The following is a 24,368-nucleotide window of genomic DNA, read 5'->3' on the forward strand; positions in this document are numbered from 1 at the left end:
TGTAATCGATTACATTTATTATATCAAACTTCCTTTATAAGTCAAACATTTTTTGAAATTTGTCTGTAATGAACCGTTTTTGCAGAAAAATGGAGGCACATAGGTAGCCCTCTGCCTCCATCTATCTTACTCCATCATAGCTTCTTCAATTTTCGACTGCATATTCTCTGCTGCTTCCTCGGCTGTCTGTTCATCTGTAAAAACCCGTGAAACTTCAATTTGAATAATTTCAGAGATTTCTGGATAGATCGGTGATACCGGGCGAGGTACAGCTGTTCTTAGTCCCTCAATAAAACTTGGATTTGAAAACAATGGGCCAGCCTCTTGAACCTCTGGATCATCATATATTGATTCCACAGTCGGTGCCCTCGCCCCTTCGACAGCGCCAATTTTTTGACCTTCTGCACTACTTAAAAATTTAACTAACTCCCATGATTCCTCTGGATGCTCAGAATAACGATTAATCATCGCCATCCATCCACCTAACGCAGAGGCAGTACCTTCATCACCAGCAGGAATTGGTGCAATTTCTACATTACCTGCCACATCAGAACGTTCCTCATCATTAGAAGAGGATTGCATATATGTCCAGTTACGGGCAAACACCGAATCGCCAGCAATCCAAGCATTTTCCGTTTCGATTTCTTTAAAATTCAATATATTCCCAGGAACAAAATCCGATTGGACAATCTCCGCTAATTTTTCAATACCTTTGATTGTCTCCGGACTATTGACCACGACATTGTTATTTTCATCGATCACATTACCACCATAAGAAGCAATTATTTCAACAAAATTGGTGACAAGACCTTCATATTGTGAACCCTGCATTAAATAACCAAATTCTGTACCTCCTTCTCCTTGCAGCTGCTCCGATTGTTCTATTAATTCATCCCAGGTCTCTGGCGGTGTATCGGTGATATCCGTTCGGTAATAAAGGAAAGAGGCATTGACATACACCGGCAATGACCATTGTTTACCATCATAATTCCCCGCTTGAATCGGACCATTAAAATGAGCCTCCAAATCTATGCCATCAGCTTCAATAAAACGATCTAGCTCCATCGCATAATTGGCTTGGGCAAATTCTGCCGACCAAATGACATCACCATTGAACACATCCACTTCATCACTTTGTGAACTAAACATGGTGACATATTGATCATGCTGTTGTCCCGTATCGGCAGGCATTTCGCGATACTCCACGTTAATGTGAGGGTGCTCCTCCTCAAATACCTCAATCTGTCTTTGGGTAGCACCTGTCGTATCCACACCGGTTGCATAAACGATGGTAACTTCCTCTTCATTTTCTTCTGAAGCGCCTTCATTTTCTGCAGCATTATTTCCTTCATCATCGCCACTTGCGCCATTTTCCGAACCACTGTCTCCGCTACAAGCAGCAATAAATAGTGCTAACAAAATAAGTAAAACGGATAACAAGCCTTTTTTAGTTGATAACATCGTTACACACCCCTTTTGTTTAGATAATCGCCACCATTTGTAAACGATTTCATTAAAATTATAACAGAAACACGCAGTACCTTCACCCATTTCCTAAAAAATAAATTTAATTAATGAAGTCGGTTTGGAAGGAACGGATGATGTGAGCTACTGTCACTCTCTGTCATGTGGACTCACGTATAATCAACTCATGTTCTAAAATAATATCTTCCACTTGTTTTCCTTGAATCTTCTTGATTAACATATCTACGGAGGCACACCCCATTTTGTACATTGGCTGTGAAACAGTTGTCAATGTTGGATATGTCATGTTGGTAAAATCAATCTTATCAAATCCTGCAATCGCTACCTCATCCGGCACACTAATCTCTTGCATATTTAATTCTTTTAAAGCACCAATCGCCAAAATATCGGATACGGCAAACACAGCAGAAAACGCTTTCTCTCTATTCAATAGAGAACGCATCGCTTGTTGCCCAGCTTCAAAGGTCACACTATCTGCGTAGTAGAACCAATCTTCCTCAACTGTTATGTGAAATTCTTCTAATGCACGAATAAATCCTTTTTTTCGATCCCTTGCATATAAGTAATGCTCTCCAACATTTACAAATGCAATACGCTGATGCCCTTGCTTCAATAAAAATTTTGTCATTTGATAAGCCGCTAATTCACTATCGATGGTGACATAAGACAGGCTTTGTTCCTTATCATATTCACTGCATTGCACAATCGGAAATTGCTCTGCCAAACTAGAAATGGTCTGACGATTAATCAGCGGATCCATAGTAATGGCCCCAGCCGCCTGCTGGTTTTTCAACAAATTGAAATAAACATCTTCTCGCTCTGAAGTGGTGTGCGTTTGACATACTAATATATGATAACCATAATTTAAAGCGGTTTCTTCAATTCCCTCAACTATTCTCAAATAGAAAGGATTCGATATCTTTGGCAATAAAACTAACAACATGCGACTTTCCGAATTTCGCAAATTTCTCCCTAAGATACTGGGTGAATAATCTAACACCTTCATCGCCTTATTCACTTTCTCTCGGGTTTTTTCTGCTACGGATGATGGTTTATTTAGTACTCGGGACACCGTAGCCACGGATACTCCTGCCTTCTTGGCTACATCTTGAATCGTTGGCATTTTGTTACCTCCTTTCATTTTTTTCTGAATTTTGTTTGCTTTATTGCCTTTCTATTAACAATGTAATCCATTACATTGTGTTTACTATTATAATATAAAATATAATAAAAGCAATGGGGTGTGTCGTATAACAGGAGAATTGCACTATATAAGTGGAATGAAGTAATTTCTCCTGGATCAACCTAGATATTATTAGGCAATAAAGCGAGCAGAGACTTGCTTATCACACGTTTTGTCACATTTATACCTTCAACTTATATAGAAAGGTTTCAGTGCAAACTTTTGTTCAAGAGGCTCTATTAGCAAAACAAAACACTTGATTTTACCTAGCAAAAACGTTATATTTAGAAACATCATTAATAGACAATTCTTATCTAGAGAGGTGGAGGGACTGGCCCTTGGAAGCCTCGGCAACAGCTCCAAGGAGTAATGTGCCAATTCCAGTAGCGATTATGCTAACAGATAAGAGGAGCAGTGAATAAACACTTAAGGGCCTCTTCTTATGCAGAAAAGGCCCTTTTCTAATGCAAGGGAGGATTTTTTATGTTCACGATAGACCTTACAGATAAAGTGGCCGTTGTCACAGGCGGAGCAAATGGAATTGGAAAAGCCATCGTCGACGCCCTGCGTCATTCTCATGCAAAGGTGGCCGTTGTCGATCTACACCCCAGCGGCAGAAATACAGAAAGAGACTTATTTTATATCCAAGCAGATGTCTCCAATAAAGAGAATGTAGAAAAAATGATGGAACAGGTCATCAACCGTTTTGGTAAAGTAGATATTCTTGTTAATAATGCTGGCATCTCAACGATGGATTATCTGGTCGATATCAAAGAAGAAGATTGGGACAAAACGATGGACGTCAATGCAAAAGGAGTCCAGTTATGCAGTCAGGTCATTGCCCAGCAAATGAAAAAACAAGGAACCAGCGGCAAAATGATACATATTGCCTCACAAGCAGGTAAGAACGGCTATCGCTTAATGGGCTCTTACGTCGCTTCCAAACATGCTGTAATTGGCTTGACAAAGGTGATGGCCTTAGAACTTGCTCAGGATCAAATCAACGTAAATGCTGTCTGTCCCGGGATCATTGAAACCAGCATGAAACACCGGGAACGTGTCCTTGGTGGAAAGCTTCGAGGATTAGATGAGGAAGCAATTCGTCAAGAAGACGCTTCACAAGTACCACTCGGACGAACCGGAACTCCCGAAGATGTCGCTTATGTCGTGATGTTTCTTGCCTCCCCATTTTCCGATTATATGACAGGGCAGGCACTCAACATTACAGGCGGCATGACGATGAATTAACAGCACAGGAGGTCATTCAAATGACACAGCAAGCAAAAGGGAACGCATATGCACTATTACCGTTACTTATCTTTATCATGTTATTTATTGGGACAGGTATCGTTACTAGAGACTTTTCCAGTATGCCGATTAATGTCGCGATCATCATTGCTTCAGCGGTAGCACTGGCCATGAACCGCAAGGAAAAATTAAGCAAGAAAATAGAAGTATTTACAAAAGGAGCCGGACACGAGAACATTGTCTTAATGGTCATTATCTTCGTGCTTGCCGGAGCATTCTCAGAAGTGGCAAGCGGCATGGGAGCCGTTGATGCCACAGTAAATCTTGGATTATCTTTACTGCCAGCTAACCTATTAATGATTGGTTTGTTCATCATCGGTTGTTTTATCTCCGTTACGATGGGAACTTCGATGGGAACCGTTGTGGCGCTTGTACCAATTGGTATCGGAATTGCCGAACAGACCGATATTCCGATGGCACTAGCAATGGCTACCGTTCTGGGCGGGGCGATGTTTGGTGATAACCTGTCGATGATCTCAGACACAACCATTGCTGCTTCGCGAACACAAAATTCGGCTATGAGCGACAAATTTAAAACCAATTTTTTTATTGTATTGCCTGGTGCAATCGTCACCGCCGTTATTTTATGGGTAATTACTTCTGGAAGTCATGTCAATAACCTGGAGGATTACTCGTATAATTTTGTTAAAGTGCTTCCTTATCTCACCGTATTGATTGTTGCTATACTCGGTGTCAATGTATTGATTGTCCTGATAGGCGGAATTATTTTTGCCGGGGTGATTGGCTTAATTGACGGCTCCTATACGGGAACAACCCTGATCCAAGCCGCTTCGCAGGGAATCATCAATATGGAAGACATTGCGATCGTTGCCTTATTAATCGGCGGAATGATTGGAATTATTCAACACAATGGCGGGATTACCTTCCTGCTGAATTTCGTTTCCAACAGAATACATTCCAAAAAAGGAGCCGAGTTCGGCATTGCCAGCCTGGTAAGTGTTGCCGATATTAGCACAGCCAATAACACGATTTCGATTATTATGACCGGACCACTTGCCAAAAATATTGCACAAGAATATCGCATTCAGCCAAGAAGGGCAGCCAGTTTACTGGATATATTCGCCGCCTGCTGGCAGGGAATTGTACCATATGGAGGCCAAATGCTTGCCATCGCCAGCCTGGCCTCTATCTCACCCTTACAGGTGATTCCTTATTCTTTTTATCCTATATTGCTTGGGGTATGCGGTATCGTAGCGATATTAACAGGATTTCCGCGAAGTTCGACTAGAAACAAAGCTTAATCACAAAAGAGGTAACAACATGCCACACACCACTGTAGCTGTTGTTACCTCTTTTTTCACTTTACTTTACCTGTTTATCACGAATATATGATACATGTTAAACGACTTGCTGATGCCACCACGAATCAGCAGGCTCATTTAACTATTCGCTTCTGTGTTTCATCTGCTTAAAATTCCTGCCTCCCATGTTAACAGAGGAGATTCTATCCCCACGAACTACATCATCGGCGCTTTTTAAGCTTTTGTAGCAAACAGCTGGAAGTCCATCTTATGGAGAGCCAGAGATATTAGAGGCCGAATTTAAAGCAAATCATCGTTCATAAAATTCATCCTTTTTCCTTTAAGAAACTATTTTTCTGTTACGACAATCATATAATGAAAATGGCCAATTGTCAACAGCTAAATAGGAGAAATCTTCATTCTGTTTAGCTGTTTTATTCGCACCCTTTCATTATGCCTCTGGCTTTCATCGACTAGAAGTGTTCTTACGGACAAAGTTTAGTAATTTGTCTATTAGATTCATTTTTACGGACATAATTTTGCGATCCGGCGGTTTTTTGTCTGTTAGATTCATTCTTACGGACATAATTTTGCGATCCGGCGATTTTTTGTCTGTTAGATTCATTCTCACGGACATAGTTTTGCGATTCGGCGATTTTTTGTCTGTTAGATTCATTCTTACGGACAAAGTTTTGCGATCCGGCGTTTTTTTGTCTGTTAGATTCATTCTTACGGACAAAGTTTTGCGATTCGGCGATTTTTTGTCTATTAGATTCATTCTTACGGACAAAGTTTTGCGATCCGGCGTTTTTTTGTCTGTTAGATTCATTCTTACGGACATAATTCCAAGTTTTTTCTGTTAGAAGGGGTTCTTCATAATCAAAAGTCATCTTGCTACAGCATTCCATCCAAAAGATGATAAAATGAAGACAAACCAGTAATGAAATGAGAGGGGATATCCTATGACCAGCAAAACATTAGTTGTCAATACTGATTTATCGCACCACCTTTTATCCGCAATCCGGTCAGCGGCACCTGATTGGAAGGTTGTCGCAAGTAAAGACAGCAAGAGTATCCAGGAAGATCTGGAACAGGCAGAAATCGTATTGCATTGGAAAAGCGCGGCAGCAAATACGCTCCTTCAAAATAATAACCAACTTAAATGGGTGCAAGCATGGAGTGCCGGTGTCGATAGTTTGCCACTTTCCGGATTGCAGCAAAAAGATGTCATGCTTACAAGCGCTAATGGCGTTCATGCCTTTCCTATCTCGGAGACCATCTTTGCAATGATACTGGGATTGACGAGAAAAATTCATACATATGTGCGTCAACAACAAGAGAAAAACTGGCATAACGGCGGACTTGAATTAGAAATTCATCAAAAAACAATCGGTATTATCGGAACAGGTGCAATCGGACAGGAAACCGCCAAAATCGCCAAGGCGTTTGGCATGAAAACATTAGGAGTCAGACACTCCGGCAAGCTGGTCAACGATTTTGACGGCATGTATCAAACGGAGCAATTGGAACAGGTTCTCAGCCAATCAGACTTTGTCGTGATTACACTTCCACTTACCAAGGAAACTACCCATCTGTTTGGCAAGGAGCAATTTCGACAAATGAAGGATACGGCTTTTTTGATTAATATTGGCAGAGGGGAAATCGTAGATGAAGAGGCATTAATTCAGGCACTCCGAAATAAGGAACTAGCTGGTGCAGGACTGGACGTCTTTGAAACGGAACCCTTACCGGCTGACAATCCACTTTGGGAGATGGATAATGTGATCGTCACTCCACACACAGCAGGAGCCACTGAACATTACACCGAACGTGTAGTAAAAGAAATATTCATTCCTAACTTGCGGTATTACCTTCTTAATGGCATACCTCAAAAAAATGTGGTGGATTACAAAAAGGGATACTAAATGATCATCTGTTTTCCCTAACGAATTTATGATGATAGGCGGGGTCAGCTTGTCTGTTGTAACCTGCTACATGGTTTCCAATAAAAAGTTGCTGGACACATAAGTACCCAGCAACTTTTATATTCGATTTAAAATATAGAACCTAAGTTTTGCAACAAACGTAGTAAAACCTCCGTTAGCCTAGAAATAATAATCAATAATGAAAATGATAGCAAGAAATAGGAGAGCAATAATAATTGTCCATAAGATTGTTTTCGTTGGTATTTTTATTTTATCTTCCTTTGTTTTCGTTTGTGCATTTAGAAAGACCTTTGACCACAAAAAGACAAGATTCCCAAGGATGAGAATGATAAATGCCAGACCAAATTCATTAGCGGCAATGATATCATAGATCACCCATATAGCTAGTGCTACAGTATAAACCATAAATCCATTCCTTGAAGATTTCAAATGATGACTGTATTCCATTTCGTCCGGTTTACTTAATTTCATTTGACGTCCTCCTCCACAAAAACAAATAAATGATCTACTGTAGTATGAAGATTCTTTGATAATTTAAACGCCAGACTAAGAGTGGGATCATACTTATTATTCTCAATAGCGTTAATCGTTTGCCTTGTAACGCCACATCGATCGGCAAGTTCTTCTTGAGATATTTTCATTTCTTTTCTTATCGTTCGTATCGAATTTTTCATAAAATAGGTTCACCCTTAAAGTAAAAAACTTTTTACATATCCATGATAAAATGCCATCAATTTATTGTCAAATACATTTTACTAATGATTGCTTCCATTTATAAAAAAGACCACAGAATTCTATCATTCTGCAGTCCCATGTCATTCCCTATTCTCCCCAAAGCTCCTCACTGTTCCTCACTAGTTCATAAAGCAGTTTCGTTCCAAACCCAGAGGCACCTTTATTCCCGTCAGGAAAGAACTTGGAGGTGTTGGCCATATCAATATGAATCCAATTGGTCGCGGCTTCGACAAAGTGTTCAATGAATAAGGCAGCTGTAATAGAACCACCAAAAGGAGTGCTGCTCATATTGGAAATGTCCGCAACTTGACTGGCCAAATAACGCTTATAATCCTTTTCAAGTGGAAGCGGCCATACAAAATCTCCACTAATCTGGCCATATTGATACAACTTGGTTACAATCTTTAGATCATTACTATAAATACCAGCCATCTTTAACCCTAGTGCCTGACCCACATTCCCAGTCAAGGTAGCAATATCAACAATTTGCCGAATTCCTTGACGCTGCGCATATAAAATGCCATCCGCAAGAATCAGCCTCCCTTCTGCATCAGTATTACCTACTTCCACACTTGGTCCGTCTTTATATTGAATTACATCTGATGGCAGATAAGCATTCGCACCGCTAACATTGGTAACCAGTGGTAAAATAGCTTGAACATGACACGGCACCTGACTATCGGCCAATAATTTCATCGCTCCAGTCACTGCCGCAGCACCACCTAGATCCATTTTCATTTCCCCTATGGCACTGCCTGTTTTTACATTCACTCCACCAGAGTCAAAGGTGACGCCCTTACCTACTAATGCCATGGCATCCTGTTCCGCATTTTTCAAGGTGAGAATGGCAACACAAGGTTGATACACACTTCCCTTACCTACCGTCTCCACGGCATAAAATCCTGCTTGTCCCAATTCTTGTTGTGAAACAATGTTCACTTCGACATTTGTATCAGCAAACAATTTTTTTAGGTAATCAGCATAGCTTTCCGGATAAAGCATATTGGCTGGTTCATTACAAATATCACGTGCCACATGAACCGCGTTGGCAATCCTCTTCGCCTCGGAAGCATGCTCCTTGTACTGGTCCGGTAACTCCATTACGACCGTTTCTTGGCGTTTATCAGAAAGATAGCGATCAAAGTGGTAATCTGCTTTATAAAAACCCTCTAGAAAAGGGGTAACATTCATTTTTTCACTGTTCTCCTGATCTAATTGAAGTAGCTCGACTTGCTGTTTTTCACAAAATGCATAACAAGACTCGCCAAGCCCTACCCAATCTTGATTAGATATCTCGTGTGAAGACGTAATACGGACAAATAGTTCATCGATGGCTTCATGGTAACAATGAAATAATGTACCAAACTCGTCAATATCACGTTTCTGAAGTTTATTTGGTAATTCCTGCTTGTTTTGATAAAATAGTAATTTGGCTTTCATGTCATCCTCCTATTTAATATAGATGACAAGCAACCTTATGCCCATCTTCTATACTTGTATTTTGTGGTACTTTTTCTTTGCATATGTCCATTGCAAACGGACAACGCGTATGGAATTTACAACCTTTAGGCGGATTCGAAGCACTTGGTATTTCTCCTTTAATCGTAATCCTTTCTTTTTTTGATTCTCCTAATTGTGGTACAGAAGAAAGCAACGACTGCGTATATGGGTGCTTCGGATTTTTGAATAATTGTTCTTTGGTTGCTACCTCCACTAGATTCCCTAAGTACATAACCCCTATTCGATCACTGATATGTTCTACTACACTTAAGTCATGTGAAATAAATAAATATGTTAACTGGAATTCCTCCTGGAGATCGACTAACAAATTAAGCACCTGTGATTGAATCGACACATCCAAGGCAGATACGGCTTCATCAGCGATAATTAACTCCGGATTTAATATCAATGCCCGTGCAATACTAATACGTTGACGTTGGCCACCGCTAAACTCGTGGGGATATTTGTTCAAATGGTAAGGACTCAGTCCACAGATTTCTAATAACCTTTTGGCTTTTTCCTGTTTCTCGGCCTTAGGCATCTGTGGATAGTGCACATCTAATGGTTCCATAACAATATCCTTCACTTTCATTCTTGGGCTTAGAGAAGCAAATGGATCTTGAAAAATCATCTGCATGCGTTTACGATAGGATTTCCATTGTTTCTCTGACAATTCCGTCAGATCTTGCCCGTCAAAAATAATCTCCCCTTGATTGGCCTTGATTAAACCATTGATCAATCTTCCTGTGGTAGACTTTCCACAACCAGATTCACCTACCAGACCAAAAGTTTCCCCCTTATTAATCGAGAAGTCTAAGCCATCTACTGCACGGACAAATCCTGTCGGCTTGAACCACTTTTTTCCGATTGGGAATTGCTTGGTTAATTGTTTAATCTCTATAAGAGAGTTCTCGCTCATAAGCCTCCTCCTCTCCTGTTGACTCGAGCCAGCATCTTGATTTTCCATACTTAGATGGAAGAAGGTCTGGTTCCTTCTGTCGACAAATATCCATGGCATATTCACAACGCGGGGCAAATTTACAGCCTGTTGGCATATTGCGAGGGCTCGGTACTGTTCCAGCAATGGAGAATAGTTTTCGCTTATTTGCTCCTATTTTTGGAATTGATTGAATCAATCCTTTGGTATAAGGATGTCTTGCATCTTCAAACAGCCTGTCCACTGGCAGCTCTTCAACCACTCTACCAGCATACATAACGACCACTCGATCACAAATCTCGGAAACTACCCCTAAATCATGGGTGATAAACAGCACACCCATATCTGTTGATTGCTGAATATCTTTCAGTAATTGCAAAATTTGTGCTTGAATTGTTACATCAAGTGCGGTAGTCGGTTCATCCGCGATTAATAAAGAAGGATGGCAAGAGATTTGCATAGCAATCATCACCCGTTGTAACATTCCACCAGATAGTTCATGTGGGTATCCTTTCATAATATCTGCAGCACGCGGAATACCAACAGACTCTAACATCGATATCGCATGTTTATGCGCTTGATCCTTCGAATAATTCAAATGTAGCATAATAATCTCCCTCATTTGCTTACCCACCTTAACCACTGGGTTCAATGAGGTCATCGGCTCTTGAAATATCATGGATAATTCCTTTCCACGATACTTACGCATTGCAGACTCTTTCAAGGAAAGTAAGTCTACACCTTTATAATTCACATCACCGTCGATTATTTTCCCAGAAGTCCCTTGTAAGAGTTGCATAATAGACAAAGATGTCACACTCTTACCACTACCCGATTCTCCCACAAGCCCCACTATCTCACCTTTATTCACTTGCAAATCTATGCCATGCAGGATCTTTTGCACTTGTCCATCTTTACTAAACCCTGTCTGTAGATTAGATACCTTTAATAATTGTTCCATTTCGATACCTTCCTTCTAGTCTCTCGTTTTTGGATCCATTATATCTCTAAGTCCGTCTCCCAAAATATTAAAGGCAAGAACCGTTAAGAAAATCATCAATCCAGGAAAGAAAACAATATGAAATGAAGTTCCAATATAATCTCTCCCCATACTAAGCATCGCTCCCCAGTCAGGCGAAGACAATTCTGCACCCAATCCAAGGAAGCTTAAACTGGCGGCAGAAAGAATAGCAGTCCCTACTGTCATCGTAAAATATACGATAATAACAGGGATTGTTTCAGGGAAAATGTGCTTGAAAATCATTCTAATTTTACTAGATCCCATCGATTTCGCCGATTCTACAAATAACATTTCCTTTACCTCAAGCGTTGAACTTCTTACAATTCGTGCAAAAGAAGGCACACTAAAAAAGGCAATCGCAATAATCACATTTTGTAAACCAGGACCCAAGATAGCTACAATGCCAATCGCAAGAATTAAATCAGGAAAGGCAAATAAAATATCACAAAATCTCATAATCAGTTTATCTACCCATTTACCAAAGAAACCACTGGCTAGACCAAGCACAGTACCTACAACCGCACCTATTAAAACAGCTGAAACACTAACTGTCAACGCAATCCTCGTACCAGCAATAATCCTTGATAATACATCCCTGCCATACTCATCTGTACCAAATAAATGGGACCAAGATGGTGCACTTAATAGATTATTATAATCGGGCTCTGTATGATCAAAAGGTGTAATATACGGACCTATCACCACCAATATTAGGAGTATTAAAATGAAACATAACGAAAAAAGTGCAGGTTTCTTTTTCCTCAATAGCTTCCAAAACTCTTTATATCGATTTTCGCCCTGCTCTATCTTTCCTAAATCTTTTTCTTCTATTTCCACTTCATTATGTTGCAATGCCCTTACCTCCTTATTAGCAAGCATTATTCATATCGAATTTTCGGGTTAAACAAGCCATACAAAAGGTCTACAAGCAGATTCACCATAATGAATTGAACCGAAAAAAACAAAATAAGTGATTGTATCACTGGATAATCCCGGTAGTTAATAGAATCGATTAACAGCTGTCCCAGACCAGGAAAGCTAAAAACGGTTTCTACCACAACGGATCCTCCCAACAAAAAGCCAAACTGTAAACCTGCCACCGTAATAACAGGGATTAGTGAATTCTTCAAGGCATGGCCATAGATGATACTATCATTTTTTAAACCTTTTGATCTAGCTGTTCTGATATAATCCTGCTTCAATGTATTAACTAGCGAGGAGCGGGTAAACCTAGCTATCATCGCCATAATTCCAGCACCTAGCGCAAAAGAAGGAAGGATATAACTTTTCAAGCCATCATTAACGCCTCCTGTGGGTAACCACCCCAATTGAACCGAAAACAATTGAATACATACGAGACCCAACCAAAAATTTGGTAATGAGATTCCTGAAACGGCCGTCAGCATACCTAGACGATCAGGGAAACGATCTCTGAACACGGCAGAAATAATCCCTAAGGCTATCCCGATTACTAGCGCCCATAAAATACTTAATAAGGTTAATATTAATGTCGGTCCAAGCCTGTCCGAAATCAGATCGATTACTGGTATACCTGAGCGATAAGACTCTCCTAAATCCAATTGCAATAAAGAAGATAAATATGTAGTGTATTGGACAAGGATGGGATCATTTAAGCCTAATGCGTCTCGTGCATTTTCAATCTCTTCTATACTGGCATCCTGACCAGCCATCAGTCTAGCCGGATCACCGGGAATAAAGTGAATAAACATAAAAACAACAAAAGAAACCACTAACAACAAAGGGATCATCGTCAATAGTCGTTTTATGGTATATTGCAGCATGTTGAACACCTACCTATAAAGGAGTGAGGCCGTCTCCAGCCCCACAACAGATTAATTTACATTTGCATTTCTAATACTAACTGAACCATCTGGCAATACATAAACACCTTCAAGTGAAGAAGTATGGCCTGAGAGAATTGTATCTGTCCCTAAATAAATCCAAGGTACTTCACTATAGATGGTTTCTTGAATGTCTGCATAGATATCTGCTTGAGCGTCAGGATCACTTTCCTGTACGGCCTCATCTATCCACTCAGACACTTGTTGATTATCATAGTATGCAGTGTTAGCCCCGTTTGGTGGGAAAAATTCATTATGGAATAAGGAACGAGTTGCTCCATCTGCATCACCAGAAGAAGGAGACCAACTGACATACCACATTTGCAAGTCAGTATCCTCAGCTGTTTCTGGTGTATAGATCGCATCCGATAAGGTTGCTTCTTCCATGGAACGTATTTCTAAATCAATTCCTACTTGTTCTAACTGTTGTTGAACAAATTGCATTCCTGTACTGGTCTCAGAAGCAGTATTTCCCCAGATTTCAGCAGAAAAACCATCTGGATAACCCGCATCAGCTAATAAATCTTTCGCTTTTTCGATATCTGTTTCAAACAGTTCTTGTTCTTGGTAAAATTGTGTTTGTGAAGACATCGTAGAGCTTAATGGTTCTCCATATCCGTCTTTGACTACCGCAAGAAATGCCTCTTGATCCACCGCAAGATTCATCGCTTCACGCACTTGTGGATCATTAAACGGTTCTTTTTGCGTATTAATAGATACATATCTAGCAATGGTAGAAGGTGTTTCTTCAATTACTAGCTCGCTATTATTTTTTAGTTCCTCCACATTATTATGTGGAACAGGATAAATAAAATCGGCTTCACCTGTCTGCAGCATTGCCACACGGGAACCATTTTCAGGTACAGGTTGGAAGGTTACTTGCTCAACATTAGAATCTGTTTCTCCCCAGTAATCTTCATATTTACTAACTACCATAGAACTACCCTGATTCCATTCTTCAAATTGAAATGCTCCAGTTCCAACAGGATTCATAGGAAAATTATCTGGATCATCCTGAAAAGCTTTTGGGCTTGCCATTAAGATCATTGCAAACTTATTTAACATTGGACTATATGGCTCTGATAAGGTAAATTGGATTTCATATTCACCTAAAACTTCTACATTCTCTACATAACGAGCATTATTAGCTGCTCTTAAATCCTCATTCATAATCCGGTCAAAATTCGCCTTTACTGCTTCCGCATTAAATGGCTCTCCATCATGAAAGGTAACATCTTCACGCAGTTGAAAGGTAAATTTAGAAGATTCATCATTTACTTGATAATCTTCGGCTAGAACAGGTTCAAGTTCCATGTTCTCATCAAAACCTAACAAACCTTCATACATTGACCTTGTACCAAATATAGATACAGTATCTCCTACATCGTGCGGATCGAGTGAAATGAAATCCTGTTCGATCGCAATATTAATATTACTTGGATCAGAGCTGATATCGCCACTTTCTCCGTTACTTGACTCTGCATCATCTTCACTAGAACTACATGCTGCTAATCCTAATACAACAGTTAAAAGCAGCATTCCAAACATCCATTTTATCTTTTTCATAGTGTCCCCCTCTTATAAAGTTATTTTCGTCTCTCCTACCACTTCCCCAGCATCACTAAGTACTTGTGGGGAACGTAATTGATAAAGCCGATCGATCGTTTGCTTGTTTTGGTAATCAAGCTTTTCCAAAATTTCAGCGACAAGCAAAGGCCAAAGCAACTCGGTCCCACTCAATACCTTTAAGGCAATGCTGATTTTCTCCTCTTTCAAAGCCAAGCAGTAGACCCCTTGTGCTCCCCCTTTCGCGATAATGTTTTTATCTTGTAACAATGCAGTACAGATGAAATCATGTGACGCTATGATCTCTGGGTTCGCCTGCATGGTGAGAAGAATCTTTTCTAGGGTTTGCTCTTTCTGTTTATCTGCAACCAAGGCAGGATGCACAAATTTTAAATAGGATAAGGCCATGTTTTTTAACGGAACGCCATATACTGGAACACCACAGCCATCTTTACCGACGCTCATTTTTTCCTGTGGATATTCACTGAGTGTCTCAACTTCTGCCCTAATCGCAACTTGCAGTGGGTGGTCAAATTCCCCGTATCCTTCTAAAGGAAGCCCTTTTTCCTTTGCATAAGCCAAGAATCCCAGATGCTTCCCTGCACAGTTGTGCAGTAACCGACGCTTTTCATTCCCTTTACAAATGTAATCGATTTTTGGTTCTTCATTTAAAGGATAACTCGCTCCACAAATAAGTGCCTCTTCGCTAAGTCCTACTTTTTGGATCAGTGATTGCAAGCTTTTTTGATGGTAAGTCTCTCCTCGTTGTGAAGCACAAAAGAGAGCCATTTCGTCACTTGTTAATTGATACTTGTCGCCAATATCTAGCTCGAACGCTGGGATTGCCTGAATCGGCTTCATTGCCGAGCGATAGAAAATAGGGGTATGCTCGACCTCTCCTTTGGCATACATAACCTCTTTATTCTGATTTAAAATACAAATAGCACCTTCATGCTTATTCTCTAGCGTTCCTCCACGATATTCTTCTGCAATTATTGTACTCATTTCGTTTCACCTTCTATAAAATAATATGATCGATAAAATAGTTCTTCATATGTATAGCCGCCCCTAGTATAATTCCCTCATCTTTACTGTTGGTTATCTGTACATCAAAAGTGCCGTGCGCAAGATTCCAAATCGTGGAAGGGTATTCTTTCAGTAATTCCTTTTGAATATAGGGGTGATTCTCAATAAGAGATCCCGATAAAATAACTACATCTGGATTATAAGAACAAACCGTATTATTAATGGCAATCGCAGCATACTTAATTGCCTTATCCACTAAATTCTTCGCCCAAACCTCTCCCTTTTCTATTTCATTGATCAGTTCGGTAATTGTTGCTACATTTTTTACCTTTGCCGCTTCATTTAACAGGAATGGTTCTGCGATATAGGTTTGCAAACAACCGAAGTTACCGCATGGGCAGTATGTACCATTAGGATCTACAATCGTATGACCAATTTCTCCGGCAAAATTAGATTTACCACGATTAATCTCATTATGACTGATCAAGGCAGAACCAACACCACTGCCAAAACCGATAACTGCCAAATGCTCCACACCATCATCTGCTAGTTTATATTCGGATATCGCCTTCATTTTTAATTCATTATCGACTTGTACCGGAATACCTAACTGCTCTTGGATTTTTTCTTTCAGAGGATAGTTCTTCCATTGTAATTGAACCGAAAACTCCACTATCCCTTCCTCAGGTTCTATAATGCCCGGCAACCCAACACATAATCCTAAAATATGATTATCTGCTAGCTGGAATTGCTTCTTGATCATCATAATTTCTTCTTTGATCTGCTGAATCACCAATTCTGGCAGTGGTTCTTTTAACGCTACAGTTTTTTTGAAGATCATCTCCTCATCAAAGTTCATTAAACCAATTCGCAAACCAAAAACATCTAATTCAACCCCAATGAAGTAGATACCATTCTTATTTAAGGTAAAGTAATTTGCTTTTCGACCAACTTGTTGTCGATCCAGTGCCACTTCTTCAATCAAATGTTTTTCACTCAGCAATGCTACGATACGCGAAGCAGATGTGGCACTCATTTTCATATACTTAGAGATTTCTGCCCGAGAAATTGGTCCATGATCGGAAATCAGCTTTAGAACCAACCTGACATTTTCATGTTTAAGAAAATTATGATTTTTAACTTCCATATCCATCCCCTTATTAACAAATTGGTATAAATTAAAGTAAAAACACTTCAAAAAAACCAAAATTTAACGATTAATTCGTTTATACACCATTAATTTCTCCACAATTGTTATAAACAGATTAATTTAATTCGGTTAATTTGTCAAATTTTTTTGAAAATTGTCTGTTTTTATTTAAGATAATATGATGATCATTTAGTGGGGTTAAATCTTTATGTTTTTTATTTCAAAAAATTAGGGGTGGACATACTTATACTGGAATTGTTACAAAGACCAACTCTAGTATAATGATTGTGTCTTTTTACATCTATATAGTTGAAAGATAATCTGACAATCTTTCAATTAATGGGTAGAAAACTGTTTTTCAGACTACCTCTGGTAATTGTAAATATTAGTTCTTTTGTTAATTAATAGATTTGTGAAATTTTCTGAGATTAGCTTTTCAAAGATAGCCTTTTGCCATTAGGAAGGATAGATGTAATAGTAATCAACCAAGTCGCTGTACTACGTAGTATTTTGGACAGCGTTTCGTGTGTTGATTGCTTTCTTTTTAGTATCGGCGAACAGTTTTTTTACACTTTTTTGAGAACAATCATATGGTTACTAATGAGCGCTTGTTTTCTTTTACTTGTAAGTGGATGCAGGTCAACAGACTTATTTGGTATTTTCACAGCCATCGAGGCATCGGCTATTTGTGTGGTATACGCCTTATTCTTGGCATTAGTATATCATCGCACCTTGACAATCAAACAATTACCCGCCGTATTGGTCAAAGCAGTCGAAATGTCTGGTGTTGTGATGCTGCTTATCGCGGTTTCATCGATGATGTCATTCGCGATGTCATTTACCGGTATTCCGGGTGCTCTCAGTCAATTTATCCTGAATTTATCTGCCAACCCTATTGTGATCTTATTGATGATTAATCTCATCTTGCTGCTAATCGGTATGTTTATGGATATTGCACCAGCTATTCTGATATTCACACCGATCTTCTTACCGATTGCGGAAGGGCTTGGCATTGATCCACTACACTTCGGGATGTTCTTTATCTTGAACTTGTGTATTGGTACGATCACACCACCAGTTGGAACTGGGCTATTTGTCGGGGCAATGGTTGGAAAAGAAAAAGTAGAGCATTTGATTAAACCATTGATGCCATTCTATATAGCGATGTTTGTGCTATTAATGGTGATCACCTATATCCCGGAGATCAGTCTGTTCCTTCCTCGAATGCTTGATTTGTAAAACAAAATCTCACAACTCTATCTAAGGTGGATGGGTTGTGAGGTTCCTGTCTTTGTTAAATATCAATGAAAAGGTCACCGCCTTGCGCAATAATCTCATCGGCGCCACACAAAATCACCAAAATTTCTGTTTCAGGAAGTCTGTCATCTGTCATATCATGACAACACCTTTCCAAACTTTTTTTCGTATAAGTCTCGAATCCATATCTTTACTGGCTCCTTTCATTGTTGTGATGGAACAGGCATATTCTTGATTAAACTTTTTGGTGTCATTCTCTGTTCTTTGGCCATTTGAATATCCAGTTGATTCAAACGGTATTTTTTCGCTTCTGCCCAGACTCTAGACATGTATTGAATCCTGTCTCCTTTTGGTATAATATAGCTTTAATGGAAAACAGATAACCTCCATCAAACAAAAAAATAACATGGGGAAGGAAGAGAATAAATATGGAAAATAAATATAAAATCATCGGCTATGTTGGGGATAACGAATTACCAGAATTACGCGAAGAGGATGCTCTTAAATTAACCCATATCAATATTGCTTTTGGGCATGTAAAGCACAATGAAATCAGTATCACTCATTTAAAACATCTGGATCAATTGAAAAAAATCAAAGCGATCAATCCAGCAATTACTATTTTGCTCTCAGTGGGCGGCTGGAGTGCGGGTGGATTCTCTGAAGCGGCTGCTACTGCTGTTGGAAGAGAAAAGATGGCAGCAAGTGCTGCACGCATTGTAAGCGAGTACGAAGCCCTAGATGGCATTGATTTGGATTGGGAATATCCATGTTATGACGAAGCTGGTATCGGTTCGTCTCCAGCTGACAAAGAGAACTTCACCTATCTTTTACAACAAATCAGAGAAGCATTAGATGGACTGGATAAACATGCCTTACTAACCATCGCGACAGGCGCCGATCAATATTATATCGATGGGACAGAGATGGATAAGGTTGAGCAGTATCTAGATTATATTCAACTCATGACCTATGATATGCGTGGCGGATTTCAAGTACTTACCGGACATCATACCAACCTCTATACACCAACAGGAGATTTATTCCGGATCAGTGTCAATCAATCCGTCCGTTTATTTGTCGAAGCAGGTGTGCCACGCCACAAGATTGTCATTGGTGCCGCCTTCTATTCCCGTATGTGGAAGGATGTACCGAATAAAAACAATGGTTACTTGCAAATGTCACCCGGTTCTGGAGGTTATGGTCCTTCCTTTACTGAACTTGCTTCAGATTATATCGATACCAATGGATTTACTCGATTCTGGGATGACGAAGCTAAGGCACCATTCCTATTTGACGGTAGTACTTTTATTTCCTATGATGATGAAGTATCGATTACGCATAAATGCCACTATGTTCATCTGGAAGGATTAGCTGGCATTATGTTCTGGGAATATAAGTGTGATAAGACGTATCGGTTATTGGATGCGATGCATAGGGCAAATAGTTAGCAGAGGAAAGCCCCGTGGCGAATTTTCATTACAAACACAATCAGCCTGAATTCATATCAATAATGAATTCAGGCTTCATGATGTACTGTTCTTTTTTGTTTATTTCAATTTTAACTCAATAATTTCTTTTCCCCGTTCTATTTTTCCTTTTTGCGCAACGGCCTGCTCTTCGATCTTATCGACAAAATTGGTGAATGCTAGAACAGTCGTCGTCTTTTTACCCTTCTCCTCTATTAGAGCTAAATCAAAATCACCTATTTTATCGTTGACTTGCAATCTGTCACCTTCACTGACCTCGATATGGAATCCTTCTCCTTTGAGTTCAACCGTTTCTAGACCTAAATGCAAAAGCACTTCCACACCTTCATCCGTTATCAGTCCAACAGCATGTTTTGTAGGGAAAACCTGGGCCACTTCACCTGCTATAGGAGAAAATACTTCTCCTGAAGTCGGAATAAAGCCTACTCCTTCTCCCATCATTTTTTGCGAAAATACTGGGTCAGGGACTTCTTCTAATGGAATAAGTTCACCGTTTAAAGGGCTATAGATGGTAAGTTCTTTCTTCTTTTTCTTTTTATTAAAAAACATATATTCAACGCCTCCGTTTGTATCATCTTATCAATCTATCAGAGGTTATTACGGACAAAGTGGCGTTTCCCTTCCTGTTTAGTCCGTAAGATCAAACTTTTTAAATATGCACTACAAACAACCGATTGACCTGTTTACCTGATTAACTTAATCTTGTTGACAAAGTTTCTTCACAGTATGCAGCATGACCTCTATACCTTTTTGCAAATCTTCATAGTCAGTCCACTCATCAGGGTGATGACTAATCCCATCTTTACTTGGTACATAGATCATATTTGTTGGCACGTATTCTGCGGTGATCATCGCGTCATGACCCGTTCCTTTATTGATAATCATGCTGCTATAATTTAGCTGCTCACATACTTCTTCCATTAATTTCACAGTTTCTTTATCCATAACACTTGGAGGAGTAGGATTTGGATACCCAATTCGAGCTCTCTCTGTTATTTCCACTTTCACATTTGTGTCCATTTCAATAGTTTCCACAATCTTCTTGAGTTCCTCTAATACGTCTACTTTATCTAGAATAGCTTTATCCATTGTTCGGATTTCCACTGATATTTCGGCAAATTCAGGTACATATTGATTGGAGTTTGGGGTCACATTAATCATGCCAACTGTCCCGGTAATCCCATCTCCTAGTCCCTTTACCAGTTCATCCAGTGCCAATATAAATTTAGAGGCAGCAATTAACGCATCTTGTCTAGTATCCATCGCAGCAGTCGAATCTTCAAATTTACCATGAAAACGAATCATATACCTGCCAATTCCAGCAAGGTATTCAACTAATCCAATATCTGTTTGCTGTGCTTCCAAGTTGGGACCTTGCTCGATATGAAGTTCCAAAAATGATTTAACCTGGCTCATCTCTCTCTTAGCAGCTTCTAAATCAGGTTCCAAACCATAATTTTTCATTGCTTCTCGTTTGGTTTCGCCGAATCTATTGGTCGCCATATCCAATTCTTTTTCGGTAAGTGTACCTACCATTGCCCTTGAATTTGAAACCCCACTTCCTGGGCCAAAGGTTTCTCCTTCTTCCGCGTTCATGGCAATGATCTCTATCGGATAGTCGTTCTCTATATGATTTTCTTCCAATACACGAAGCGTTTCTAAAGCGGCAATCACCCCTGCTGTTCCATCAAAACGACCACCATTTACGACAGAGTCATAATGTGACCCGATAATAATCGTTGGCGCATCAGGATTTTTACCTTCTCGCTGGCCAAATACCGTTGCAAAGGCATCTTCATATACGTCAAGTCCGATTTTTTCCATTTCTTTTTTTAAGTAATCTTTTGCCATTTGATCCTCTTTACTGTAGGAAGATCTTGTCACACCCTTTCCTGGAGTGGATGTGTACGTTGCTAATGTTTCAATATCATTGATGATTCTATCTAAATTTGTATGCATGATGTTTCCTCCATTTAAATCTGTTACAACTAACTGATTGCCTCCCCTTATTCCTTGGTTAATAAAGAAGCTGCGTCCTCATCTACAATTACCACAGCATTTTCACAATTTCTCAGAACACTTGCAGGGCAATCAGGAGTGACCTCTCCTTCCACTAAATCCTTCACTGCTTGAGCTTTATGCTTACCGGATACTAATAACAGTACTGTTTCTGCTTCTGTGATCTCTTTTAATCCTAATGTCAGCATTTCAGTTGGTGCTTCTTCACGCGTAATACCATACTCTTTCATCGTTGATTGGATAGTAGACTCATGGTGCTCTGCTAAAAACATCGTGGTATCAAATGGTGTACCTGGCTCATTCGCTCCCAGATGGGCATTAGTCCCCAAGCCTAGCAACTGAATGTCTCTAGGATACGTTGCTAATAACTCTTTATATCGCTTGATTTCACTCTCTACATCGTCGGTCGAACCATCCATCAAAAAGAGATGTTTCGGTTGTTGCTCGATATTATTGAACAACCTTTGGTTCATGAAATTTCGAACCGTATAAACAGCATCTTTAGGTCCGATGTATTCATCCAAGCTCATGATTGTTGCATCGCTAATATCTAACCCTTGATTGATCGCCTCAACAAGATATTGAAATAGCCCCTTTGGTGTCCCCCCCGTATTTAAAGAAACAACTGGTGATTCTTTTGTTTCCATTACTTTCTTGATTTGTTCAAATCCTTTTTGTGACATTTCTTCATAGTCTTTTACATAAATTACTTCCATATTATTCACTAAAATATGCTGTATTTTAGTGAGTTTTCCCTCCTTCTATTTTCATTTATTTTCTATCGGAAATGGATTGCTCAGCACTCTCCATTCCAATATACTAGGCATTTTTTACGGCACTTTTCAATGCTCGAGCCGCTTGTTCCACTTTTGCTCCATACACTATTTGAATATTATTTTTATCAATGACTACTATCCCCATTGATCCAGTTCGTTTCACCTTAGCTTCGTCGACTAAACTCGTATCTTCTAAAACTAACCTTAATCTGGATATACAGTTATCAATGTCAGTAATGTTTTCTTTTCCACCGATCGCCTCCATAATTTGGACTCCTAAGTCATCCTTATCCATCGTGCTTTCAGAGGCACTCTCCATGGTATCTTCGTCTGTATCATCATCACCATTACTATCTTCTCTTCCTGGTGTCTTGATATTGAATTTCTCAATCACAAACTTGAATACGAAATAATAAATGACAGAATAACATAAACCGACAGCAACAATGATTGGCCATTTCGTATAGGTACCTTGTAATATACCAAATATCGTTAAATCGATTAATCCCCCAGCGGCATTCCCGACGGCCACTCCAAATAGGGTCATTAACATGAAGGATAGCCCGGCCATAAGAGCATGGAATATCCACAAGATTGGAGAAATAAAAATAAAGGCAAACTCAATCGGTTCGGTAATACCCGTTGCAAATGTCGTTAATCCAGCTGCAATCAACATCCCTTTCACTTTTCTGCGTTTTTCAGGCTTAGCCGCTTTGTACATCGCAAACGCTGCGGCAGGAAGTCCGAATACTTGGAATGCATGAACACCTTGTGATAGAAAACGTGTTGCGTCTCTCATGATACCCATATCAGGATTATCCAAAGACAGCTGTGCATTAAATATGTTGAGTGCACCGGATACTAATTGACCATCAATCTCCGCGGTACCTCCAAATGGAGTGAAGCGAAGCAGCTGATTCAATACATGGTGTAAACCGGTTGGAATTAATAAACGCTCTGAAAAACCATAAAGAAACGTTCCAAATGCCCCTGATGTACTGATTAAACTACCCAGACTATTAATTACCTCATTAAAATATGGCCAGATAAAATACATCACAATTGATACAAATGGCATAGTCGCGATAATCATAATGGGAACAAAACGGTTGCCACTAAAGAAACTGAAAGCCGCTGGCAGTTGCTGTGTATGAAATTTATTATGAATAAACGCTGTCCACAATCCTACCAAAATCCCACTAAAAATACTCATTCGGAAGGTAAACACACCTAGTACGGTTTCATAAGCAGATGAAATTTGGAATGCTTCCACTTCCGAGTGACCCTGATCCATCAAATATTCTACAGAAGTTGTTGCACCAGTTATGCCGTTTAATTCTAATAGAAAGCTAATTACGACATTAAATAACATAAAACCTATAACAACAGCAAGCCCCGCTATCTCTTTGTCGTCTCTCGCTAAACCAGTCGCTACCGAAATAGCAAATAGAATTGGTAATAAACTAAACATCGTTGAAACAATCGCTTGGACTCCATCTATAAAGGTTTGTACGTAATAGGCCTCAGATATGGTTTCTCCTACAAGACTTGGATTTTGCAAAATAGATACAATCCCTAAGAGTAAACCGGAAGCAATAATTATAGATAGAGGACCCAATAAAGTTCTCCCAAACTTTTGGATCATCGTTCTCATGTCTGAATGTCTCCTCTCTCCAGTAGATACAATGATAATAAAATAGTATTTTCCACACTAAATCAGTGGTGTTGCACAGTTAAAACAGGTATACAAAGATCTTGCTTAAGTACACGATTTATTCAACAGCTTTTTTAAATACATAAACAATACCTCCTGATCAATTATTAAATACAACTTTAACACTTATT

23 protein-coding genes and 1 riboswitch are annotated in these 24,368 nt (G+C 39.5%); of the genes, 5 read left to right on the forward strand and 18 right to left on the reverse strand.

Annotated features, from left to right (window positions below; all coding sequences use genetic code 11):
- Positions 1-126: 126 nt before the first annotated feature.
- Both BN6556_RS04645 and BN6556_RS04650 read right to left on the reverse strand, forming a co-directional pair.
- Positions 127-1,461 (reverse strand): ABC transporter substrate-binding protein, encoded by a 1,335-nt coding sequence (locus BN6556_RS04645; RefSeq protein WP_066187855.1) that lies wholly within the window; start codon positions 1,459-1,461, stop codon positions 127-129.
- 163 nt (positions 1,462-1,624) lie between these two features.
- Positions 1,625-2,608, reverse strand: a complete 984-nt coding sequence (locus BN6556_RS04650) for a LacI family DNA-binding transcriptional regulator (RefSeq protein ID WP_066187857.1) — start codon at positions 2,606-2,608, stop codon at positions 1,625-1,627.
- A 367-nt stretch (positions 2,609-2,975) separates the two neighbouring features.
- A riboswitch (SAM riboswitch) is annotated at positions 2,976-3,077 on the forward strand.
- 74 nt (positions 3,078-3,151) lie between these two features.
- Here BN6556_RS04650 and BN6556_RS04655 point away from each other — a divergent pair.
- Together BN6556_RS04655 and BN6556_RS04660 are read left to right on the forward strand one after the other, a co-directional pair.
- On the forward strand, positions 3,152-3,916 hold the full coding sequence (locus BN6556_RS04655) for an SDR family NAD(P)-dependent oxidoreductase (protein ID WP_066187858.1): 765 nt from the start codon (positions 3,152-3,154) through the stop codon (positions 3,914-3,916).
- Between the two features lie 20 nt (positions 3,917-3,936).
- Positions 3,937-5,238, forward strand: coding sequence for a Na+/H+ antiporter NhaC family protein (locus BN6556_RS04660; protein ID WP_066187859.1), 1,302 nt, complete (start codon positions 3,937-3,939; stop codon positions 5,236-5,238).
- 485 nt (positions 5,239-5,723) lie between these two features.
- On the opposite strand, the gene BN6556_RS04665 is transcribed toward BN6556_RS04660, so the two are convergent.
- Positions 5,724-6,128: a hypothetical protein gene (locus BN6556_RS04665; protein WP_066187861.1), complete on the reverse strand. Its 405-nt coding sequence runs from the start codon at positions 6,126-6,128 to the stop codon at positions 5,724-5,726.
- Positions 6,129-6,200: 72 nt separating this feature from the next.
- On the opposite strand from BN6556_RS04665, the gene BN6556_RS04670 reads away from it, so the two are divergent.
- A complete protein-coding gene (locus BN6556_RS04670; RefSeq protein ID WP_066187862.1) occupies positions 6,201-7,163 on the forward strand; it encodes a D-2-hydroxyacid dehydrogenase in 963 nt (320 codons plus the stop codon).
- A gap of 180 nt (positions 7,164-7,343) precedes the next feature.
- Here BN6556_RS04670 and BN6556_RS04675 read toward each other — a convergent pair whose 3' ends face one another.
- The 10 genes from BN6556_RS04675 to BN6556_RS04720 all read right to left on the reverse strand — a co-directional run bounded on the left by BN6556_RS04675 (position 7,344) and on the right by BN6556_RS04720 (position 16,978).
- Positions 7,344-7,655: a hypothetical protein gene (locus tag BN6556_RS04675; RefSeq protein WP_066187864.1), complete on the reverse strand. Its 312-nt coding sequence runs from the start codon at positions 7,653-7,655 to the stop codon at positions 7,344-7,346.
- A complete protein-coding gene (locus tag BN6556_RS04680; protein ID WP_066187865.1) occupies positions 7,652-7,858 on the reverse strand; it encodes a helix-turn-helix transcriptional regulator in 207 nt (68 codons plus the stop codon). The genes BN6556_RS04675 and BN6556_RS04680 overlap by 4 nt, the downstream gene beginning before the upstream one ends.
- 148 nt (positions 7,859-8,006) lie before the next feature.
- A complete protein-coding gene (locus tag BN6556_RS04685; protein ID WP_066187867.1) occupies positions 8,007-9,359 on the reverse strand; it encodes a M17 family metallopeptidase in 1,353 nt (450 codons plus the stop codon).
- 13 nt (positions 9,360-9,372) lie between these two features.
- Positions 9,373-10,338 (reverse strand): ABC transporter ATP-binding protein, encoded by a 966-nt coding sequence (locus BN6556_RS04690; RefSeq protein ID WP_066187869.1) that lies wholly within the window; start codon positions 10,336-10,338, stop codon positions 9,373-9,375.
- The gene (locus BN6556_RS04695) at positions 10,310-11,317 is read right to left on the reverse strand and encodes an ABC transporter ATP-binding protein (protein ID WP_066187872.1); all 1,008 of its coding nucleotides are present in this window, start codon (positions 11,315-11,317) and stop codon (positions 10,310-10,312) included. Before BN6556_RS04695 ends, BN6556_RS04690 begins: the two co-directional genes overlap by 29 nt.
- A gap of 15 nt (positions 11,318-11,332) precedes the next feature.
- On the reverse strand, positions 11,333-12,256 hold the full coding sequence (locus tag BN6556_RS04700; protein WP_078059925.1) for an ABC transporter permease: 924 nt from the start codon (positions 12,254-12,256) through the stop codon (positions 11,333-11,335).
- Positions 12,256-13,179, reverse strand: coding sequence for a nickel ABC transporter permease (gene nikB / locus BN6556_RS04705; protein ID WP_066187874.1), 924 nt, complete (start codon positions 13,177-13,179; stop codon positions 12,256-12,258). Before nikB ends, BN6556_RS04700 begins: the two co-directional genes overlap by 1 nt.
- A gap of 51 nt (positions 13,180-13,230) precedes the next feature.
- Positions 13,231-14,805 carry a glutathione ABC transporter substrate-binding protein gene (locus tag BN6556_RS04710; RefSeq protein ID WP_066187876.1) on the reverse strand — a complete coding sequence of 525 codons (1,575 nt, stop codon included), beginning with the start codon at positions 14,803-14,805 and terminating at the stop codon, positions 13,231-13,233.
- Between the two features lie 12 nt (positions 14,806-14,817).
- The gene (locus BN6556_RS04715; RefSeq protein WP_066187880.1) at positions 14,818-15,810 is read right to left on the reverse strand and encodes an asparaginase; all 993 of its coding nucleotides are present in this window, start codon (positions 15,808-15,810) and stop codon (positions 14,818-14,820) included.
- Between the two features lie 13 nt (positions 15,811-15,823).
- The gene (locus tag BN6556_RS04720; protein WP_066187881.1) at positions 15,824-16,978 is read right to left on the reverse strand and encodes an ROK family transcriptional regulator; all 1,155 of its coding nucleotides are present in this window, start codon (positions 16,976-16,978) and stop codon (positions 15,824-15,826) included.
- A gap of 603 nt (positions 16,979-17,581) precedes the next feature.
- On the opposite strand from BN6556_RS04720, the gene BN6556_RS04725 reads away from it, so the two are divergent.
- Positions 17,582-18,220 (forward strand): TRAP transporter large permease subunit, encoded by a 639-nt coding sequence (locus BN6556_RS04725; protein ID WP_235817451.1) that lies wholly within the window; start codon positions 17,582-17,584, stop codon positions 18,218-18,220.
- Positions 18,221-18,441: 221 nt separating this feature from the next.
- Here BN6556_RS04725 and BN6556_RS22610 read toward each other — a convergent pair whose 3' ends face one another.
- Positions 18,442-18,567 (reverse strand): hypothetical protein, encoded by a 126-nt coding sequence (locus BN6556_RS22610; protein WP_262361278.1) that lies wholly within the window; start codon positions 18,565-18,567, stop codon positions 18,442-18,444.
- 99 nt (positions 18,568-18,666) lie between these two features.
- Here BN6556_RS22610 and BN6556_RS04730 point away from each other — a divergent pair, with 99 nt between their 5' ends.
- On the forward strand, positions 18,667-19,689 hold the full coding sequence (locus tag BN6556_RS04730) for a glycoside hydrolase family 18 protein (RefSeq protein ID WP_066187883.1): 1,023 nt from the start codon (positions 18,667-18,669) through the stop codon (positions 19,687-19,689).
- A gap of 99 nt (positions 19,690-19,788) precedes the next feature.
- On the opposite strand, the gene BN6556_RS04735 is transcribed toward BN6556_RS04730, so the two are convergent.
- The 4 genes from BN6556_RS04735 to BN6556_RS04750 form a co-directional block, all read right to left on the reverse strand.
- Complete coding sequence (locus tag BN6556_RS04735) at positions 19,789-20,277, reverse strand: PTS sugar transporter subunit IIA (protein ID WP_066187886.1); 489 nt, start codon at positions 20,275-20,277, stop codon at positions 19,789-19,791.
- Between the two features lie 147 nt (positions 20,278-20,424).
- Complete coding sequence (locus BN6556_RS04740) at positions 20,425-21,687, reverse strand: Zn-dependent hydrolase (RefSeq protein ID WP_066187888.1); 1,263 nt, start codon at positions 21,685-21,687, stop codon at positions 20,425-20,427.
- Positions 21,688-21,734: 47 nt separating this feature from the next.
- Positions 21,735-22,463 carry a 6-phosphogluconolactonase gene (locus tag BN6556_RS04745; RefSeq protein WP_066188980.1) on the reverse strand — a complete coding sequence of 243 codons (729 nt, stop codon included), beginning with the start codon at positions 22,461-22,463 and terminating at the stop codon, positions 21,735-21,737.
- 103 nt (positions 22,464-22,566) lie between these two features.
- Positions 22,567-24,177, reverse strand: coding sequence for a PTS transporter subunit EIIC (locus BN6556_RS04750; RefSeq protein WP_066187891.1), 1,611 nt, complete (start codon positions 24,175-24,177; stop codon positions 22,567-22,569).
- Positions 24,178-24,368: the final 191 nt, after the last annotated feature.

The sequence above is a fragment of the Gracilibacillus timonensis genome, from assembly GCF_900086715.1.
GTDB classification, from domain to species: domain Bacteria; phylum Bacillota; class Bacilli; order Bacillales; family Amphibacillaceae; genus Gracilibacillus; species Gracilibacillus timonensis.

Coding starts and splice junctions, on each gene's coding strand:
- BN6556_RS04675 (WP_066187864.1), bottom strand. CDS start 7,655: ATGAAATTAAGTAAACCGGACGAAATGGAATACAGTCATCATTTGAAA.
- BN6556_RS04690 (WP_066187869.1), bottom strand. CDS start 10,338: ATGAGCGAGAACTCTCTTATAGAGATTAAACAATTAACCAAGCAATTC.
- BN6556_RS04745 (WP_066188980.1), bottom strand. CDS start 22,463: ATGGAAGTAATTTATGTAAAAGACTATGAAGAAATGTCACAAAAAGGA.
- BN6556_RS04665 (WP_066187861.1), bottom strand. CDS start 6,128: ATGACTTTTGATTATGAAGAACCCCTTCTAACAGAAAAAACTTGGAAT.
- BN6556_RS04650 (WP_066187857.1), bottom strand. CDS start 2,608: ATGCCAACGATTCAAGATGTAGCCAAGAAGGCAGGAGTATCCGTGGCT.
- BN6556_RS04660 (WP_066187859.1), top strand. CDS start 3,937: ATGACACAGCAAGCAAAAGGGAACGCATATGCACTATTACCGTTACTT.
- BN6556_RS04715 (WP_066187880.1), bottom strand. CDS start 15,810: ATGAGTACAATAATTGCAGAAGAATATCGTGGAGGAACGCTAGAGAAT.
- BN6556_RS04725 (WP_235817451.1), top strand. CDS start 17,582: ATGAGCGCTTGTTTTCTTTTACTTGTAAGTGGATGCAGGTCAACAGAC.
- BN6556_RS04685 (WP_066187867.1), bottom strand. CDS start 9,359: ATGAAAGCCAAATTACTATTTTATCAAAACAAGCAGGAATTACCAAAT.
- BN6556_RS04700 (WP_078059925.1), bottom strand. CDS start 12,256: ATGCTTGCTAATAAGGAGGTAAGGGCATTGCAACATAATGAAGTGGAA.
- BN6556_RS04670 (WP_066187862.1), top strand. CDS start 6,201: ATGACCAGCAAAACATTAGTTGTCAATACTGATTTATCGCACCACCTT.
- BN6556_RS04720 (WP_066187881.1), bottom strand. CDS start 16,978: ATGGAAGTTAAAAATCATAATTTTCTTAAACATGAAAATGTCAGGTTG.
- BN6556_RS04695 (WP_066187872.1), bottom strand. CDS start 11,317: ATGGAACAATTATTAAAGGTATCTAATCTACAGACAGGGTTTAGTAAA.
- nikB (WP_066187874.1), bottom strand. CDS start 13,179: ATGCTGCAATATACCATAAAACGACTATTGACGATGATCCCTTTGTTG.
- BN6556_RS04735 (WP_066187886.1), bottom strand. CDS start 20,277: ATGTTTTTTAATAAAAAGAAAAAGAAGAAAGAACTTACCATCTATAGC.
- BN6556_RS22610 (WP_262361278.1), bottom strand. CDS start 18,567: ATGTCTAGAGTCTGGGCAGAAGCGAAAAAATACCGTTTGAATCAACTG.
- BN6556_RS04740 (WP_066187888.1), bottom strand. CDS start 21,687: ATGCATACAAATTTAGATAGAATCATCAATGATATTGAAACATTAGCA.
- BN6556_RS04730 (WP_066187883.1), top strand. CDS start 18,667: ATGGAAAATAAATATAAAATCATCGGCTATGTTGGGGATAACGAATTA.
- BN6556_RS04750 (WP_066187891.1), bottom strand. CDS start 24,177: ATGAGAACGATGATCCAAAAGTTTGGGAGAACTTTATTGGGTCCTCTA.
- BN6556_RS04645 (WP_066187855.1), bottom strand. CDS start 1,461: ATGTTATCAACTAAAAAAGGCTTGTTATCCGTTTTACTTATTTTGTTA.
- BN6556_RS04655 (WP_066187858.1), top strand. CDS start 3,152: ATGTTCACGATAGACCTTACAGATAAAGTGGCCGTTGTCACAGGCGGA.
- BN6556_RS04710 (WP_066187876.1), bottom strand. CDS start 14,805: ATGAAAAAGATAAAATGGATGTTTGGAATGCTGCTTTTAACTGTTGTA.
- BN6556_RS04680 (WP_066187865.1), bottom strand. CDS start 7,858: ATGAAAAATTCGATACGAACGATAAGAAAAGAAATGAAAATATCTCAA.